The following is a 15,649-nucleotide window of genomic DNA, read 5'->3' as shown; positions in this document are numbered from 1 at the left end:
AGTGCAGCCATCGTGGCCGTGTCGCAGGGCCCAGGTGCGCCCACCGGTGTGTCCAACCAGGGATGCTGGGGCGAGGGTGGGGGGGCTGGGGGATGGCTCGGTCGTCGCGGATCCGGGGAATCGTCGCGGGGGCGGTTCTGGGCATCGCGCTGGTTGCCCGAACGGCCATGGCCAACGGGCTTCCGGTCCAGGAGGTCCGCCATCCGGCGGGGGGGCTGGTGCCCGACGACAACACGCCGGTGGGCGTCGCCCATGAGACCCTGACCTTCGACTTTCGGGGCGCCAGCCCCAATGGACACGTGTGGCTGCCGTGGGTCACGGCGTCCTACGAGCTGGAGAATCCCTCCCCGGTGGCCCAGCGCCTCACCGTGGCCTTTCTGTACCTCGACCAGGCCGGGGTGGGGGGCCTTCCCGAAGCGGCGGGGGAAGGGGAGCGCGGCCTGGTGATCACCTGGCGGGGGCAGTCGCTGCCCCTTGAGGTCACGGACCCGCCCGCCGCGGTGCTGGAGGAACTGCGGGGAACCGAGCTCCATTGGCTGGACCCCGCCACCGGCCGGCGATACGCCGTGCATCCCGTCGACGCTGCGGGGACGATCCAGGCGGCGGTGGCCTCCCTGGACATCGAGCCGGGAGGCGGGGGCCGTCTGGAGGTCCGCTTCCGGCAACCCTATGCCGGGTGCGACCAGTGCAACCGCCGCCTTGGCAAGCCGATCTGGCATTACACCTACCTGCTCCGGCCGGCCCGCCACTGGGCCCACTTTGGCTCCCTCACGATCCGGGTGCTGGCGCCGGGCGGCATGGCGGTGGCGACGGAGCCGGCCCTGGAGCCGGCCGGTGAGGGCGTGTGGGAGAAGACCTTCGCCTCCCTGCCCCCCGGCGACTTGCACGTCTCCATCCGCCCGCCGGGCGTTCCCTGGGTGCCGTGGGCTGGCCTGGCGGTCGTGGCGGCCGCGGGGGCGGTGGCATGGGTCGCCCGCGGGCGGCTCCGGCACCGGCCACCCGGCGACGGCGCCGGCCGGGCCATGGGAGTCACGGGTGGGTCCCACCGGCCGGGGTGAGGCCCGGGCGGCCGGGACCGGGACGGAGGGAGCGCGACACCGGTCCGGCGCCGGGGGCCGGGCGGGGGTCGTCAGGAGGCGGAAGCCCGCCGGCGCAACTCGGCCACCACGTCGGCCCAACCCACCTCCCGGGCAACCAGGAGCACCGTCAGGTGGTAGACCAGGTCGGCGGTCTCCTCGACGAGGCGGTCCGGCCCTTGATGGCCGCCCGCCACCACCGTTTCCACCGCCTCCTCGCCGACCTTTTGCAGGATCCGCGGCAGGCCGGCCGCGAAGAGGGCGGTGGTGTAGGATCCGGCGGGGCGTTCCCGCCACCGGCTGCGGATCACCGCCTCCAGGCGGGACAGGAAGGCCAGGCCGTCCCCCTCGGCGGCGTCCCGGTCCGGCCGGTGGGAGGGGGCGTGGCCCGCCGGGGCGGCCGGTTGTTCGGACCCGCTCGTCCCCCGGTCCCCGGCGGCCGTGTCAGGGGTGTCGCCGGTGTCGCCGGGGGCCCGGACCGGGGCCGGGGCCGGAACGGCGGTCGCCCCGGCCGCTGCCGGGGCCGGCGCCGGTGGCCCGGCCGGTCCCGTTTCCTGCGCAGGCGTGTGCGGGATGACCGGGGAGCCCTTCCGCCAGCGGCCCCGGACATCGCGGTGGAAGCAGCTCCGCTCGCCGGTGTGGCAGGCCGGGCCGGAAGGCTCCACCACGTAGAGGACCGCGTCGCCGTCGCAGTCGATCCGCACCTCGTGCACCGCCAGCTCGTGACCCGACGTCTCGCCCTTGCGCCACAGCCGTTGCCGCGACCGGCTGTAGAACCAGGCCTTGCCGTCGGCCAGGGTGCGGGCCAGCGCCTCCCGGTTGGCGTAGGCCAGCATCAGGACCTCCCCGGCCGTCCGATCCTGCACGACCACCGGGACCAAACCCTGCTGGTCGAACCGGAGGGCGGCCAGGCCGGCCGGGCCGGGGTCCGGGGTCGCCGGCGATCCAGCGCCCCGTTGTTCCTCGCCGGCCCGCGGCTTCTCGCCGTCCCGCGGCTCCTCGCTGCCCCGCGGGTGTTCGCCGTCCTGCGGCGCTTCGCCGCCCCGCAGGTCTTCGCTGCCCCGCGGGTCTTGGCCGCCTGGCTCGCCGGGGCAAGGTCCCGGCGGATCGGCGGCCCTGGGCGGTCCGGCCTGCTGCCCGGGCGCGCCTCCCGCCACCCCGCCCGCGGGGACCTGGCTCCGGGCTTTCGCGGAGGGGTCTGCGTTCACGGTCGTTCCTCCTCGTTGCGTTCCGCCACGTTGGGGGACGCCACCGGCCGCACCGGGATGCCGCGGGCGGCCAACAGCGCCTTGATCTCGGCGATGGTGGTCTCCCCCCAGTGCAGGATCGAGGCGGCCAGGGCCGCATCGGCCCGGCCCTCGGTGAGCACGGCGGCGAAGTGGTCGGGCCGGCCGGCGCCCCCGGAGGCGATGACGGGGATGTCCACGGCCCCCGCCACCGCCCGCGTCAGCTCCAGGTCGAACCCGTCGCGGGTGCCGTCGGCGTCGATGCTGGTCAGCAGGATCTCCCCGGCGCCCAGCGCCGCCACCCGGCGGGCCCATTCCACCGCGTCAAGGGGGGTGGGTTTCCGCCCCCCGTGGGTGTAGACGATCCAGCGGGGAGCCCGGCCGCTCCCAGCGCCGGGACCGGCATCGCCGCCGGGGCGGGGCGGGCCTGGCGGGTTCCTCCCCGCATCGATGGCCACGACGATGCACTGCCGCCCGAACCGCTCTGCCGCCTCGGCGACCAGCTCCGGCCGGGCCACGGCGGCGCTGTTGATGGCCACCTTGTCGGCGCCCGCCGCCAGCAGGCGGGCGATCTGATCGCCGTCGCGGATGCCGCCGCCCACGGTCAGGGGGATGAAGACCTCCGCCGCCACCCGGCGCACCACGTCCACCATGGTCTCCCGGCCTTCCACGGTGGCGCTGATGTCCAGGAAGACCAGCTCGTCGGCGCCCTCCCGGTCGTAACGGCGGGCCAGTTCCACCGGGTCGCCCGCATCCCGCAGGTCCCGGAAGTGGATGCCCTTGACGACCCGGCCGCCGTCCACGTCCAGGCACGGGATGATCCGGCGGGTCAGCACGGCGGATCCTCCCCCCTCGGGGCCGCAGCCGCGGCCAGGGCCTCCTTCAGGTCGAGGGTCCCCTCGTAGAGGGCCCGGCCGGTGATGACGCCGGCCAGGCCGGCCTGCCGCAGCCGCGCCACGTCACCCACATCCCGCACGCCGCCGGCGGCGATGACGCGGAAGCCCGCCTGGAGGAAGGGCCGGAACACCGCCGGATCGACCCCGGCCAGGGTCCCGTCCCGTCCCGTGTCGGTGACGATCAGCTCCGTCACCCCCGCGGCCTGGAGCGCCTCGAGGACGGAGAGGGGGCCGGCGGTGGCCGTCCACCCTTCCACGGCGGGGCGGCCGTCCTTGAGGTCAAGGCTGACCAGCACGCGGCCGGGGTAGCGGGCCGCCACCTGGGCGACCACCTCCGGCCGGCGCACCGCCACCGTGCCGAAGATCACCGCCGCCGCACCGTCCTCCAGATACGCCTCCGCCGTGGCGGCGTCGCGGATGCCGCCGCCCACCTGGACGGGCACCGGCACCGCCGCCACCAGCTGGCGGATCAGCGTCCTGTGGACGGGCCGCCCCTCCCGGGCGCCGTCCAGGTCGACCACGTGGAGCCGGGGGGCGCCCAGGGCCGCGAAGGTGCGGGCCACCGCCACCGGGTCGTCGCCGTAGACCGTCTCCCGCCGGTAGTCGCCCTGCCAGAGGCGGACCAGGCGGCCGCCGCGCAGGTCAAGGGCCGGGATCACAAGCACCGCACATCGCTCCAAAGTTCCGCAGGATTTGCAGCCCCACCGGGCCGCTCTTCTCGGGGTGGAACTGGGTGCCGGCGACGGGGCCGGCTTCCACGGCGGCGACGAAGGGACCGCCGTAGTCGGACACGGCCACCCGCATCCCGGCCGCATGGACCGAACCGGCCAGGGCGGCAGGGGGGCGTGGGGGTTCCAGGCCGCCTGCCGGCCACGGCACCCGGTACGAGTGGACGAAATAGGCGTAGAAGGTCTCGCCCAGCCCCGCCAGCAGCCGGCTGCCCGGCGGGGCCACGACCCGGTTCCACCCCATGTGGGGGACCTTGAGCCGGCCGTTGGCGGGGACGCAGGCCAAGCCGGTGGAGCCGGGGGCCGCGCCGCCGGGGTGCGTGCCCAGGGCCGGGAAGGGCTCGACCCACCCGGGCAGCAGGCCCAGGCCGGGCCAGAACCCATCCTCCCGGCTGCCCTGGAAGAGCAGCTGCATACCCAGGCAGATGCCCAGCAGGGGCCGCCCGGACGCCACCAGCTCCCGCAAGCAAGGGACCAGGCCCGTGGCCTCGAGCCGCCGCCAGGCGGGGCCGAAGGCGCCCACCCCTGGCAGCACGATCCCGGCCGCCCCGGCCAGCTCGGCGGGGTCGGCGGTCAGGCGGGTGCGGCAGCCCACCCGCTCCAGGGCCTTGCCCAGGCTGTGGACGTTGCCCGTGCCGTAATCCACCATGGCCACGTAGGGCCGCGTCATGGCCTCGCCTCCTCCGGCCGCCCCGGCTCCACGGCAGGCGGCTGCCTCCTCCCGCCGCCCCCGTTCACTCCAGCACGCCCTTGGTGGACAGGGGGCCTCCCGGCCGGCGGGCCAGGGCCTGGGCCAGGGCCCGGCCCGCCGCCTTCCAGATCGCCTCCAACCCGTGGTGGGCGTTCCGCCCGCGCAAGAGGTCGACGTGGAGGGTCAGCCGGGCCTCCATCGCCACCGCCCGCCAGAACTCCTCGGCCAGCTCGGTGTGGAAGGCGCCGAAGGACCGGGCCGGCACCTCCACGGCCCACACCAGGTACGGCCGGCCGCTGGCGTCGACCACCACCCGGGCCAGGGCCTCGTCCATGGGGACATAGGCGGCGCCGAACCGGGCCACGGTGCCGTAGTCGCCGGCGGCCTGGCGCAGGGCGCGGCCCAGGCAGATCCCGGTGTCTTCCACCGTGTGGTGGCCGTCGACCTCCAGGTCGCCCCGGGCCACCAGGTCCAGGCCGACGCCGCCGTGGACGGACCAGGCGGCCAGCAGGTGGTCGAAGAAGGGGAGGCCGGTGTCGATCCGCTGCCCCGGGCGCGGGTCAACCCCCTCCAGATCCACCCGGCAGTGGATCGCCGTCTCCCGGGTCTCCCGCCGCACCTCGGCGCGGCGCCCGGCGCTGCTGCCGCCTTCAGTGGCCATCGGCCATCCCTCCCGGCACCGGCGGGACCGGGGCCAAGTCGCCCGCTAGGGTCCCTGAACGGCCCCCCTGCTGGAGGAACGCGGCCAGGGCGGCCACCAGCGCCTCGTTTTCCGCCTCGGTGCCCACGGTGATGCGCAGATACCCCGCCAGGGCCGGTTCCCAGGGGAAGGACCGCACCGCGATCCCCCGGCTGGCCAGGGACGCCTGCAGGGCGGCGGCCGCCCCGGCCCGGGCCCCCGCCGGTTCGACCCGCACCAGGATGAAGTTCCCCCGGGACGGCAGGGGGACCAGGCCCGGCAGGCGGCGCAGCTGCTCCAGCAGTTGCTCGCGGCGGCGCCGGGTGGCTTCCGCCCGCTGGCGGAACACCGCCGCGTGGTCCAGGGCGACCCGGGCCGCCACCAGGGCGAAGGTGTCCAGGTTGTAGGGCTGCAGCCACCGGCGGAGTTCCTCCGCCACGGCGGGGGCGGCCACCCCGTAGCCCACCCGGGCCCCGGCCAGGCCGAAGGCCTTGGAGAGGGTCCGCAGGACGATCAGGCGGGCGGCGGCCGGGTCCTCCCCCCACGGCCCGGTCCCCGCCACCCGGTTCCCGTCGAGGACGCTCTCGCCGGCGAACTCGGCGTAGGCCTCATCGACCACCAGCCACACGTCCGGCCGCTTGAGCAGGCCGGTCACCACGTCCAGCGAGCAGCTGAGGCCCGTGGGGTTGTTGGGCCGGCACAGGAAGACCAGTTTTTCGCCTGGTAAGGCGTCCAGGACCGGTTCCAGGTCCTCCAGTTCGACGGCGCGTTCGGGAGGAACCGGCACCGGCCGGTACGGCACACCCGCCGCCTCCGCCGCCGCGGCGTAGTAGCCGAAGGTGGGGGAGGGGGCGACGGCCGCCATGCAGCGCCGCCCCAGGGTCCCCAGCACGGCCTGGATCAGCTCGTCCGAGCCGTTGCCCAGCACCACCGCCGGCTCCGGCACCCCGGCGTACGCGGCGATGCGGGCGATGACCGCTTGCCGCAAGGCCCGGGCGGGGTAGCGGTGGGGGGCGCCGCCGGCCAGGGCCTCGGCCAGCGCGGCCGCCAGGCGCTGCCGCAGGTCGTCCGGCCAGGGTTCGGCCTCGTTGGCGTCCAGCTTGATGGGCGCCGGGTTGTCGGCCACGGTGTACCCCGCGGCGGGGGCCGTGCTGGACCCAGCACTGGCCCCGGCCGGGCCGGGACCGGTGGCGTCCGGCTCCGCACCTTCCGGCCGGCCACCTGCGGTCCCCACGCCGCGGCCCGCCCCGGCCTCATGCACCGGTCCGCCGCTCGGCGTCGCTCCGGCCTCATGCACCGGTCCGCCGCCCCGCGTCGTCCCGGCCTCACCCGCCGGCCCGCCGCCCGGTGTCACCCGGGCCTCAGCCGACCGCCCGCCACCCGGCGCCGCCCCGGCCGCGGCCCGTTCCTCCCGCAAGCGGATGCTGGCGGCGTGGGCCGGCAGCCCCTCGGCCTCGGCCAGGGTGCGGGCGGCCGGGGCCCAGGCGCCGACCCCCTCCCGCCGCCCGGCGAAGAAGGGGATCACCCGCACGAAGGCCTCCGGACCCAGGGCCCCCTGGAACCGGGCGGCCCCGCCCGTGGGCAGGATGTGGTTCGTCCCGGCGGCGTAGTCGCCGGCCGCCACCGGGGCCCAGCCGCCCAAGAACACGGCCCCCGCCGCCCGCACCCGGCCCAGCCACCCTTCGGGATCCCGCACCTGCAGGCTCAGGTGCTCGGGAGCCAGCCGCCCCGCCAGCTCGACGGCCTCCTCCAGGTCCGCCGTGGCGACCAGGAAGCCCCGCTCCAGGGCGGCGCCGGCCACGGCGGCCCGGGGTGCCGTGGCCAGCTGCCGGTCCAGCTCGGCGGCCACCGCTTCCAGCAACCCGGGGTCGGGACTCAGGCAGCCGGCGACCGCCAGGGGATCGTGCTCGGCCTGGGCGAGGAGGTCGGCGGCTACCCAGCCGGGGTCGGCGCTATCGTCGGCCACGACGACGATCTCGCTGGGGCCGGCCAGGGCGTCGATCCCCACCCGGTGGGCCACCGCCGCCTTGGCGGCCGTCACGTAGGCGTTGCCGGGCCCGGCGATCTTGTCGACGGCCGGCACCGTCTCGGTCCCGTAGGCCAAGGCGGCGATGGCCTGGGCGCCGCCCACCCGGATCACCCGGTCGACCCCGGCCAGCGCCGCAGCCGCCAGCACCACCGGCGGCACCGACCCGTCGGGCCGGGGCGGGGTCACCAGCACGATCTCCCGGACGCCCGCCAGCCGGGCCGGGATCGCCGCCATCAGGACCGTGGAGGGGTAGGCCGCCCGCCCGCCCGGCACGTAGAGGCCGACCCGGTCCAGGGGATGCACCAGGCGGCCCAGGCGGTTGCCCGCCTCGTCGGTCCAGGTCGTGCTGGCCGGGACGAACCGGCGGTGGTAGGCGGCGATCCGGGCCGCCGCCTGCTCCAGGGCCTGCCGCAGCGGGCCGGGCAGGCCGGCGAGGGCCGCGGCCGGAGCCTCCGGCGGCAGGGCCAGTTCGTCCCGGGTCAGGTCCGGGGCATCCCAGCGGCGGGTGTACTCAAGGAGCGCCTCGTCGCCGCGGCGCCGCACATCCTCGACGATGGCCTCGGCGGCCGCCCGGACCTCGGGCGAGAAGGGGCGGCGCCGGTCCAGCTCGGCCAGCAGCTGCTCGGCGGTCAACCGGCGCACGGCGATCGCCTCCCCTCGGCGGGGGTGGGGGAAGGGGCGGCGGTGGCCGCCACCGGGCCGGCGGGCGGTCGCGACCGGCGGGAGGCCGCCTCCAGCCGCTCGGCCAGGGGCAGGATGGCCTCCTCCCGCAGGCGCAGGCTCGCCTCGTTGGCGATGAGCCGGGCCGTGCTGGTGAAGAGGACCTCGTACTCGACGAGCCCGTGGGCCCGGAGGGTCCGGCCCGTGGCGACCAGGTCGACGATCACGTCGGCCAGGCCCACCAGGGGCGCCAGTTCCACCGACCCCGCCAGCGGGATCACCTCGACCTCCAGGGGCCCGCCCCCCAGGGCCCGGCGGGCGCACGCCGGGTACTTGGTCGCCACCCGCAGCCGGCCCGGTTCGAGCCGGCGCCGGGCCCACCAGGCGGCCCCGGCCGCCGGTCCCGCCACCGCCATTCGGCAGGCCCCGACGCCCAGATCGGCCAGCTCCACCACCCCGGGCGGGTCGAGCCAGCCGGTGGGGCCGTCCCCGGCCTGTTCCTCCAGCACGTCCTTGCCGGTGATGCCCAGGTCCGCCCCGCCGAAGGCCACGTAGCTCCACACGTCCCCGGGACGAACCAGCAGCAGCCGCACCCCGCCGGCGGGGTCGTCCAGCACCAGGGCCGGCGGGTCGTCGCCGGCCGCCAGGGGGGCCGCCGCCGCGATGCCGGCCTGGCGGCAGAGGGCCGCCACCTCGGCCAGCATCCGCCCCTTGGGGAGGGCCAGGGTGAGGGGCGGCCGGGGCCGCAGCCCGGCCGGGATCGCGGCGGCTCCCGGGGACAAGGGGCGGGGGCCCCCGGCTGGGGTGGCGGAGGGACCTGCGGTGAAGGCGGAACCCGTGGGCGGCAACCCACCGCCGGGGGGCAACCCACCGCCGGGAGGGATCGCGGTCCCACCGGCCGTCCCGGATGGGCCGGGCGTCGCCCGCGTCGTCGGGGGTTCGGCCGCCACGGCCTCCGCCGCCATGGCTTCTGCCGCCATGGTCTCCGCCGCCATGGCGGCCGGGCCGGGGGTGGAAGAGGGGGGGATCGGGGTGATCACAGCCATCGCTCCCTGTTGCGGATTGCCGGGGGCGGTCCTTCGCCGGGGACGCCTCGGCTCGAGGCGCCCCGGCGACTGGGCCCCGGGTGCCCGGCGACCTGGGGCCGGGGACGCCCGGCCAGGGGGCCCGAGGTGCCTGGCGACGAGGCCCGGGACGCCCAGCCAGGGGCCCGGGACGCCCGTCCCCAGTTTCCGGGACGCCCGGCGGTAGCGGCCGCCCGTCACCCAGTTCCGGGACGCCCCCGGAATGCCGGAGTTGCCGGAACGCCTGGGAATGCGGGGGCTTCCGGGGCTCCCGCAGAGGCCACGGCCCGCGGCCCTCACCGGCCGGGCGGCCAGGCCATGCGCAGGACGCGGCGGCGGCCGTCGAGCCACAGCAGCCGCAGGCACCCCAGGCGCCGGGCGGCGGCCAGGGCTTCGTCCTCCGTGGCCGGTTCGGCCATCACCACCGCCGACGCGCCCTGGGCCCGCAGGCGCCGGGCCTCCTGCCAGAGGCGCTGCGGATCGGCGGCCGTCGCCGGCCCGGCCACCAGGTAGTCGACGGCGGCCCGGCCGGGCCACCCCGGGTGGGGAACCGCCCCGATGCCGCCAGCCACCGGGGCGGCGGCAGGCCCCCCGGCCTGGGCGGATCCGGCGACCTCCGCGAAACCGGCGGCCCCGGCGACCCCCGCGCCCCCGGCGACCCCGGGGGCCGTGGCGGCCCCGGCCGCTTCCACCAGCGCCTCCAGGTCGAAGGCCAGCCCCACGGCGGGACCCCGTCCCCCGAACCGGGCCAGCAGGCCGTCGTAGCGGCCGCCGGCCGCGATGCGCCGCCAGCCGGCGAACACCTCCACCACCAGGCCCGTGTAGTACTCCAGGTCCCGGACCAGGCCGGGCTCGACCCGCAGGGCCCCGGCGGCGCCGGGGAAGAACCGGCAGGCCGCCCGCAGGGTGGCCGCCAGCTCCGCGGCCGGTTCCACCCCCAGCGCCTCCAGGTGCTCCAGGGCTTCGGACACCGGGAAGCTGCCGGCCAGGAATCGGTAGGCCTCCTGGGCCCGGTCCGGACCCAGGCCCGCCTCCAGGGCCCGCCGCAGGGCGACCCGGTCGCGCCGCGCCAGGGCGGCGGTCACGGCGGCAGCCGCCGGTTCGTCCAGGCCGGAGGCGGCCAGGAAGGCCTGCAGCACGCCGGTGTGCCCCACGGCCACGCGGACGGGGAAGGGCACAAGGCCGCTGCCGCTCCCCACCGACGGCGCCGGGGAACCCCGCCATGGCCACGCCAGGGCCACGGCCCCGTCGCCCAGGGACCCGGGATCCGGGGGCGGGGCAGGGGGATCGGCAAGGGGCGAGGCAAGGTCCCCCCACAGGCCGCCCACCGCCTCCAGGGCTTCCACCAGCAGGCCCAAGACCTCCACATCGCCCGCCGGGGCCGGCGCGCCCAGCAGTTCGACGCCGGCCTGGGTCACCGCCTGGAACCGCCCGTCCCGGGGATCCCGCCGGAAGACCGGGTCCAGGTAGTACAGGCGCCAGGGGTCGCCGCCGGCGAGGCGCGGTGCCGCCCAGCGGGCGACGGCCACGGTGTGGTCCGGCCGCAGGGCGAGGACCCGCCCGGCCGGGTCGACGAACCGGCACAGGGCGGTCTCCGGGAAGACGTCCAGCAGGTCCTCCCGGGCTTCTTCCCAAAAGGGCGTGCGCACCCGGCGGTAACCCCACCGGCCGAAGAGGGCGGCCAGCTGGCGGCGCGCCTCCTCGGCCCGGTCACCGGCACCGGCGCCGGCCCCGCCTCCGGGCCACGCCGGTGCGGGTGGCCACCAGGTGGAAGGAGCGGTCGAGGCGGCAGGCTCCATGAGGGCGGACCTCCCTGCTCACGGTTTCAGGCCACGTGCGGCTCAAGGTCACGCACCGTTCGCACGGCGATGCGGTGTTGCCGCGGCCACGGGCTGTGGATTGCTTTAACACTTTAGCACTTTAACACGATAAAGCAACCGGATGCAATGGGTTGCGACATCGGACCGCGGGAATCACGGGGCGGGGCCGTGGGACCGGTGGACAGCCGGCGGGTGGAACCGGCTGGGTCACCCTGGAACGGGCTTCCTAGCGCGCGGGAAAGGGTTCCGGGCTGCAACGGGGAAATGCTCAGCAACCGGTCCCGCGGGGGCCCGCCGGTCCCAGGGGCGTGGGCGCAGGCTGGGGCCCGCCGCCCGGCAAGCGGCGACCCCGGCATCGGGCCGGACCGGGGGCGGCTCGGCCGTCCGGTGTGGGAGCGCGGTGGGTGCTGCACAGTCCGGGTCGCGCGGTGATCACCTCGCCGCCCCACCGTGATCCGGCCCGGCCTGCGCGGTGGTCGCCCCTGCGCGGCCCCGCCGCCCGGCGCCCGGGACGGGATGCCGGTGGCGGCCCCGCCGCGTCCCGCCGGCATGGTGGCGGGTCCGGCCGCCGCGGGACCGGGAGACAGGGAGGCATGTCCCGTGTATGACGTGATCGTCGTAGGCCTGGGCGGGATGGGCGGCGCCATCGCCTACCACCTGGCCCGGCGAGGCCGGCGGGTCCTGGGCCTGGACCGGTTCACCCCGCCCCACGATGCCGGTTCGTCCCACGGTCGCAGCCGGATCATCCGCCAGGCCTATTTCGAGGATCCAGCCTACGTGCCGCTGCTCCTGCGCGCCTACGAGCTCTGGGAGGCTCTGGCCAGGGACGCCGGCGAGACGCTGCTGGTCAAGACGGGGGGCCTGATGATCGGCACCCCCGACTCGGCCATCGTCGCCGGAAGCACCGAGAGCGCCCGGCGCCACGGGCTTTCCTACCGCATGCTGAGCCCGGAGGACGTGGGCCGCTGGTTTCCGGCCTTCCGCCTGGAGCCCCACGAGGTGGCGGTGTACGAAGAGGCGGCCGGGGTCCTGTTCCCCGAGAAGACGGTGGCGGCCCACCTGCGCCTGGCCGAAGCGGCCGGCGCCGAGCTGCGGTTCGGCGAGCCGGTGGAATCCTGGGTGGCCGGCGACGGCTCGGTGTCGGTGCGCACGTCCCAGGGCCGGTACCAGGCGGAGCGGCTGGTGCTGGCGGCCGGCGCGTGGAATCCCGGCCTTCTGGGCGGGACCTTCCCCCTGGAGGTCGAGCGCCAGGTCAGCCTCTGGTTCCGGCCCGCCGAGCGGCCCGACTGGTTCGAGGACCACTTCCCCATCTTCATCTGGGACCGGGGGGACGAACCGGCCCTCTACGGCCTCCCCGGTCTGGAAGGCGAGGGGATCAAGGTCGGCCTGCACCACGGGGGCCTGCGCGGCGACCCCGACGCCCTGTCCCGGGAGGTGACCCCGGCGGACGTGGAGCCGGTCCAGCGATTGCTGGCCCGGCGGCTGCCCTTGCTGGACCCCGAACCGCAACGGGCGGCGGTGTGCCTTTACACCAACACGCCGGACCTCCACTTCCTGGTGGGGCCACACCCGGACCACCCGGCCGTCCTCCTGGCGGGGGGCTTCTCCGGCCACGGGTTCAAGTTCGTGCCGGTGATCGGGGAGGCGGTGGCGGACCTGGTGGAGGGCAAGGCGCGGCCCGACCTGGCCCTCTTCAGCCCGGCCCGGTTCCGGCCGGCGCCCGAGCAGGGGAGGTCCTAGACGGTGGCGCTGCGGGGGATGGCGTACGTGCTGGGGGCGGCCGCCCTGTGGGGCACGCTGGGCGTGGTGGCGCGGATGGCCTACGCCGGCGGCGCGCAGCCCGGCGAGGTGGTGTTCTTCCGGGCGGCCATCGCCTTCGCCCTGGCCTTGCTGGTGGCGTGGCGGCAGGGGATCCCGCTGGCGGTGCCGCGGCGGCGCTGGCCCTTGCTGGTCGCCTACGGGACCATCAGCGTCGGCCTGTTCTACCTGAGCTACTTCTGGGCGGTGCGGCTGCTGCCCGTGGCCGTGGCGGCCGTGTTGCTGTACACGGCGCCCGTCTTCGTCGCCCTGTTGGCCCGGCTCGTCCTGGGCGAGGCGCTGGGTGTGCGGCGCCTGGTGGCGCTGGCGGTGGCCCTCGGGGGGGTCGTCCTGGTCAGCGCGCCCGACCCGGCGGCCGGCATCACCTGGACCGGGGTGGCGGCCGGGCTGCTCTCCGGGCTGACCTACGCCCTCTACAGCATTTTCGGCAAGGTCGCCCTGCGCGACCTGGACCCGGCCGCGGTGGTCGTCTACACCCTGGGCATCGGCGCCCTGGTGCTGCTGGCGGCGCTGCCGCCGGCACGGCTGCTGGACCTGGCCTGGTCGCCGGCGGTGTGGGCCTGGGTGGGGGTGCTCGGCGTCGGCCCCACCTTTCTGGCCTACCGCCTCTACACGGCCGGCCTGCAATGGGTCCCCGCCTCCACCGCCTCCATCGTCGCCACCGTGGAGCCGGTGGTGGCGGCCCTGCTGGGCTGGTTCGTCCTGGGGGAGGCGCTGACGGCGGGCCAGGGGGCGGGGGCCGCGCTGGTGCTGCTGGCGGGCCTGCTGGCCCAGGATGGGCGGGCTGCCCGTCCCGCTGCCCGGGCGGCCGGACCGGTGGCCGGAGCGCCGGGAGGCCCCCGTCCACCCCAAGGTCCCCAGCCACCCCATCGCCCGCCCGGGAAGGAGGCGGAAGGACCGTGCCCGTCCGCTGGCTGAACGCGGCCGAGGTGGAACGCTGCCTGCCCATGGCCGAGGCCGCCGACGCCATGGCGGCGGCCTTTGCCGCCGTCAGCGCCGGCCGGGTCCAGATGCCCCTGCGGATCGGGGTCGATGCGCCCACGGCCGGCGGGACCACCCTGTTCATGCCGGCCCATGACCCCGACCTGGGCTACACCGTGCTGAAGATGGTCTCCGTCTACCCCGGCAATCCGGCCCGGGGGCTTCCCGCCATCAGCGGCCTGGTGACCCTGATCGACGGCGCCACCGGCCGCCCCGTGGCCGTGATGGACGGGGCCATGGTGACGGCGCTACGCACCGGGGCCGCCAGCGGGGCCGCGACCCGGCTGTTGGCCCGCGACGACGCCTCGGTGCTGGCCGTGCTGGGCGCGGGGGCCCAGGCCCCCTACCAGGTTTTGGCCGTGTGTGCCGTCCGGCCCATCCGGCAGGTGCGGATTTACAATCGAACGCGGGAGCGGGCGGAACGGCTGGCCGAGTGGCTGGGGCAACGGCTCGGCCCCGGCATCGAGCGGGTCGTCGCCGCCAGCCCGTCCGAGGCCGCCCGGGGCGCCCACGTGATCTGCACGGCCACGGCCAGCCCCGAACCCCTCCTGGCGGCCGGCGACGTGGCGCCGGGAACCCACATCAACGCCGTGGGCAGCTTCCGCCCCGGCATGCGGGAACTGGCCCGGGACCTGGTGTGGCGGGCGCGGCCCGTCTTCGTCGACCAGCTCGAGGCCGCCGAGGAAGAGGCCGGCGAGCTGATCGACGCCCTGCAGGCGGGCGCCGTGGGACCCGGGGATCTGGTGGAACTCGGCCAGGTGCTGGCCGGTGGGCACCCGGGCCGGGTCGACCCCGACCAGGTGACGGTCTTCAAGAGCTGCGGCCTGGCCGCCCAGGATCTCTACGCGGCGGCCCGGATCTGGGAGCGGGCGCGCCAGCTGGGGGTGGGGCGCGATGTGGATGGATGAGGACCGGGGAGGGAGGGGGCGGTGAGCCCGCTGGCGCCCTTGCTGGCCCTGGCCGGGGCCGTCCTCGCCATCTCCTTCTCGTCGGTGCTGATCCGTTACTCCCAGGCGCCCAGCGCCGTCATCGCCTTCTACCGCATGGCCCTGACGACCCTGTTTCTCCTGCCCTGGGCCTGGCGGGACGCCGGCCGGATCCGCCGCCTGCCGCCGCGCCTGCTCGGGGCCAGCGTGTTGAGCGGGATCCTGCTGGCCGGCCACTTCCTCACCTGGATCGCCTCGCTGCGGTACACCTCGGTGACGGCGTCGGTGTTGCTGGTGACGTCCCACCCGCTGTACGTGATGGCGGCCGATGCGTGGCTGCTGCGGGAGCGGGTCCCGGCCCGGCGGCTGGCCGGTGCGCTGCTGGCCCTGGGCGGCGTGGCCGTCGTCACCTTCGGCGGCGCCGGGGGGGCGGACCTGGCCGCGGGCGGCCGGGCCCTCTACGGAAACTTCCTGGCGGTGGCCGGCTCCTGGTTCTTCGCCGGCTACATCCTGATCGGGCGGCGGGTGCGGCAGGTCCTTCCCGTCATGCCCTACACCACCCTGGTGTACGGGGTCGCCGCGCTGGTCATCGCCGTGGGGCTGGGCCTCACCGGCACGCCCTTCGGGCCGTATCCGTGGCGGGAGTTCCTGCTCTTCGTCGCCCTGGCGGTGGTGCCGACCCTGGGGGGCCATACGGTCCTTAACTGGGCCCTAGAGTGGGTGCCCGCCAGCGTCGTCTCGGTGTCGATCCTGGGGGAGCCGGTGGGGGCCTCGCTGCTGGCCTGGCTCCTCCTCGGGGAGGCTCCCTCGCCGGTGGAACTGGCCGGCGGGGCCCTGACCCTGGTGGGCCTGTTCGTCGCCACCCAGACGGCGGGCCGGGAGGCGGCGCGCCCGGCCGGGCCGGTCGGGGCGGCCGGGACGGCCGGGACGGCGGAAGCGGCGGTGAAGCCCGGAAAGCGCCTGTGACCGGCCCTCAGGAACGGTCCTCACGAACGCGGGCGGGGCGGGGGGCGGGCACGGGCGGGGTAAAACCCGGGGCAAAACCCGAGGGAGGC

At 76.6% G+C, this 15,649-nt stretch carries 13 protein-coding genes; 5 read left to right on the top strand and 8 right to left on the bottom strand.

The window, feature by feature from the left end:
• Positions 1–92 precede the first annotated feature (92 nt).
• On the top strand, positions 93–1,058 hold the full coding sequence (locus tag ACYQ02_RS05175; protein ID WP_460039371.1) for a hypothetical protein: 966 nt from the start codon (positions 93–95) through the stop codon (positions 1,056–1,058).
• 71 nt (positions 1,059–1,129) lie between these two features.
• Here the strand turns inward: ACYQ02_RS05175 and hisI are convergent, their stop codons facing one another.
• The 8 genes from hisI to ACYQ02_RS05135 all read right to left on the bottom strand — a co-directional run bounded on the left by hisI (position 1,130) and on the right by ACYQ02_RS05135 (position 10,848).
• Positions 1,130–2,284 (bottom strand): phosphoribosyl-AMP cyclohydrolase, encoded by a 1,155-nt coding sequence (hisI, locus tag ACYQ02_RS05170; RefSeq protein ID WP_460039370.1) that lies wholly within the window; start codon positions 2,282–2,284, stop codon positions 1,130–1,132.
• The gene (hisF, locus tag ACYQ02_RS05165) at positions 2,281–3,138 is read right to left on the bottom strand and encodes an imidazole glycerol phosphate synthase subunit HisF (protein ID WP_460039369.1); all 858 of its coding nucleotides are present in this window, start codon (positions 3,136–3,138) and stop codon (positions 2,281–2,283) included. Before hisF ends, hisI begins: the two co-directional genes overlap by 4 nt.
• Positions 3,132–3,863 carry a 1-(5-phosphoribosyl)-5-[(5-phosphoribosylamino)methylideneamino]imidazole-4-carboxamide isomerase gene (hisA, locus tag ACYQ02_RS05160; protein ID WP_460039368.1) on the bottom strand — a complete coding sequence of 244 codons (732 nt, stop codon included), beginning with the start codon at positions 3,861–3,863 and terminating at the stop codon, positions 3,132–3,134. The genes hisF and hisA overlap by 7 nt, the downstream gene beginning before the upstream one ends.
• Complete coding sequence (locus ACYQ02_RS05155; RefSeq protein WP_460039367.1) at positions 3,841–4,596, bottom strand: imidazole glycerol phosphate synthase subunit HisH; 756 nt, start codon at positions 4,594–4,596, stop codon at positions 3,841–3,843. The genes hisA and ACYQ02_RS05155 overlap by 23 nt, the downstream gene beginning before the upstream one ends.
• Positions 4,597–4,660: 64 nt before the next feature.
• Positions 4,661–5,278 carry an imidazoleglycerol-phosphate dehydratase gene (locus ACYQ02_RS05150; RefSeq protein ID WP_460039366.1) on the bottom strand — a complete coding sequence of 206 codons (618 nt, stop codon included), beginning with the start codon at positions 5,276–5,278 and terminating at the stop codon, positions 4,661–4,663.
• The gene (gene hisD, locus ACYQ02_RS05145; RefSeq protein WP_460039365.1) at positions 5,268–7,967 is read right to left on the bottom strand and encodes a histidinol dehydrogenase; all 2,700 of its coding nucleotides are present in this window, start codon (positions 7,965–7,967) and stop codon (positions 5,268–5,270) included. The genes ACYQ02_RS05150 and hisD overlap by 11 nt, the downstream gene beginning before the upstream one ends.
• Complete coding sequence (gene hisG / locus ACYQ02_RS05140; RefSeq protein ID WP_460039364.1) at positions 7,955–8,767, bottom strand: ATP phosphoribosyltransferase; 813 nt, start codon at positions 8,765–8,767, stop codon at positions 7,955–7,957. The genes hisD and hisG overlap by 13 nt, the downstream gene beginning before the upstream one ends.
• 578 nt (positions 8,768–9,345) lie before the next feature.
• On the bottom strand, positions 9,346–10,848 hold the full coding sequence (locus tag ACYQ02_RS05135; protein ID WP_460039363.1) for an ATP phosphoribosyltransferase regulatory subunit: 1,503 nt from the start codon (positions 10,846–10,848) through the stop codon (positions 9,346–9,348).
• Between the two features lie 621 nt (positions 10,849–11,469).
• Between ACYQ02_RS05135 and solA the strand changes: the two genes are divergently transcribed.
• From solA to ACYQ02_RS05115, 4 genes are read left to right on the top strand one after another with little or no spacing between them, the layout of a single operon-like run.
• On the top strand, positions 11,470–12,609 hold the full coding sequence (gene solA, locus ACYQ02_RS05130; protein ID WP_460039362.1) for an N-methyl-L-tryptophan oxidase: 1,140 nt from the start codon (positions 11,470–11,472) through the stop codon (positions 12,607–12,609).
• Between the two features lie 3 nt (positions 12,610–12,612).
• Positions 12,613–13,605 (top strand): DMT family transporter, encoded by a 993-nt coding sequence (locus ACYQ02_RS05125; RefSeq protein WP_460039361.1) that lies wholly within the window; start codon positions 12,613–12,615, stop codon positions 13,603–13,605.
• Positions 13,587–14,576, top strand: a complete 990-nt coding sequence (locus ACYQ02_RS05120; RefSeq protein WP_460039360.1) for an ornithine cyclodeaminase family protein — start codon at positions 13,587–13,589, stop codon at positions 14,574–14,576. Before ACYQ02_RS05125 ends, ACYQ02_RS05120 begins: the two co-directional genes overlap by 19 nt.
• Before the next feature lie 21 nt (positions 14,577–14,597).
• Positions 14,598–15,560, top strand: a complete 963-nt coding sequence (locus ACYQ02_RS05115) for a DMT family transporter (protein ID WP_460039359.1) — start codon at positions 14,598–14,600, stop codon at positions 15,558–15,560.
• Positions 15,561–15,649 lie beyond the last annotated feature (89 nt).

This window comes from Thermaerobacter litoralis (genome assembly GCF_054654595.1).
Note: the sequence above shows the minus strand (reverse complement) of the source record. Positions and strands in the feature narration are given on the sequence as shown.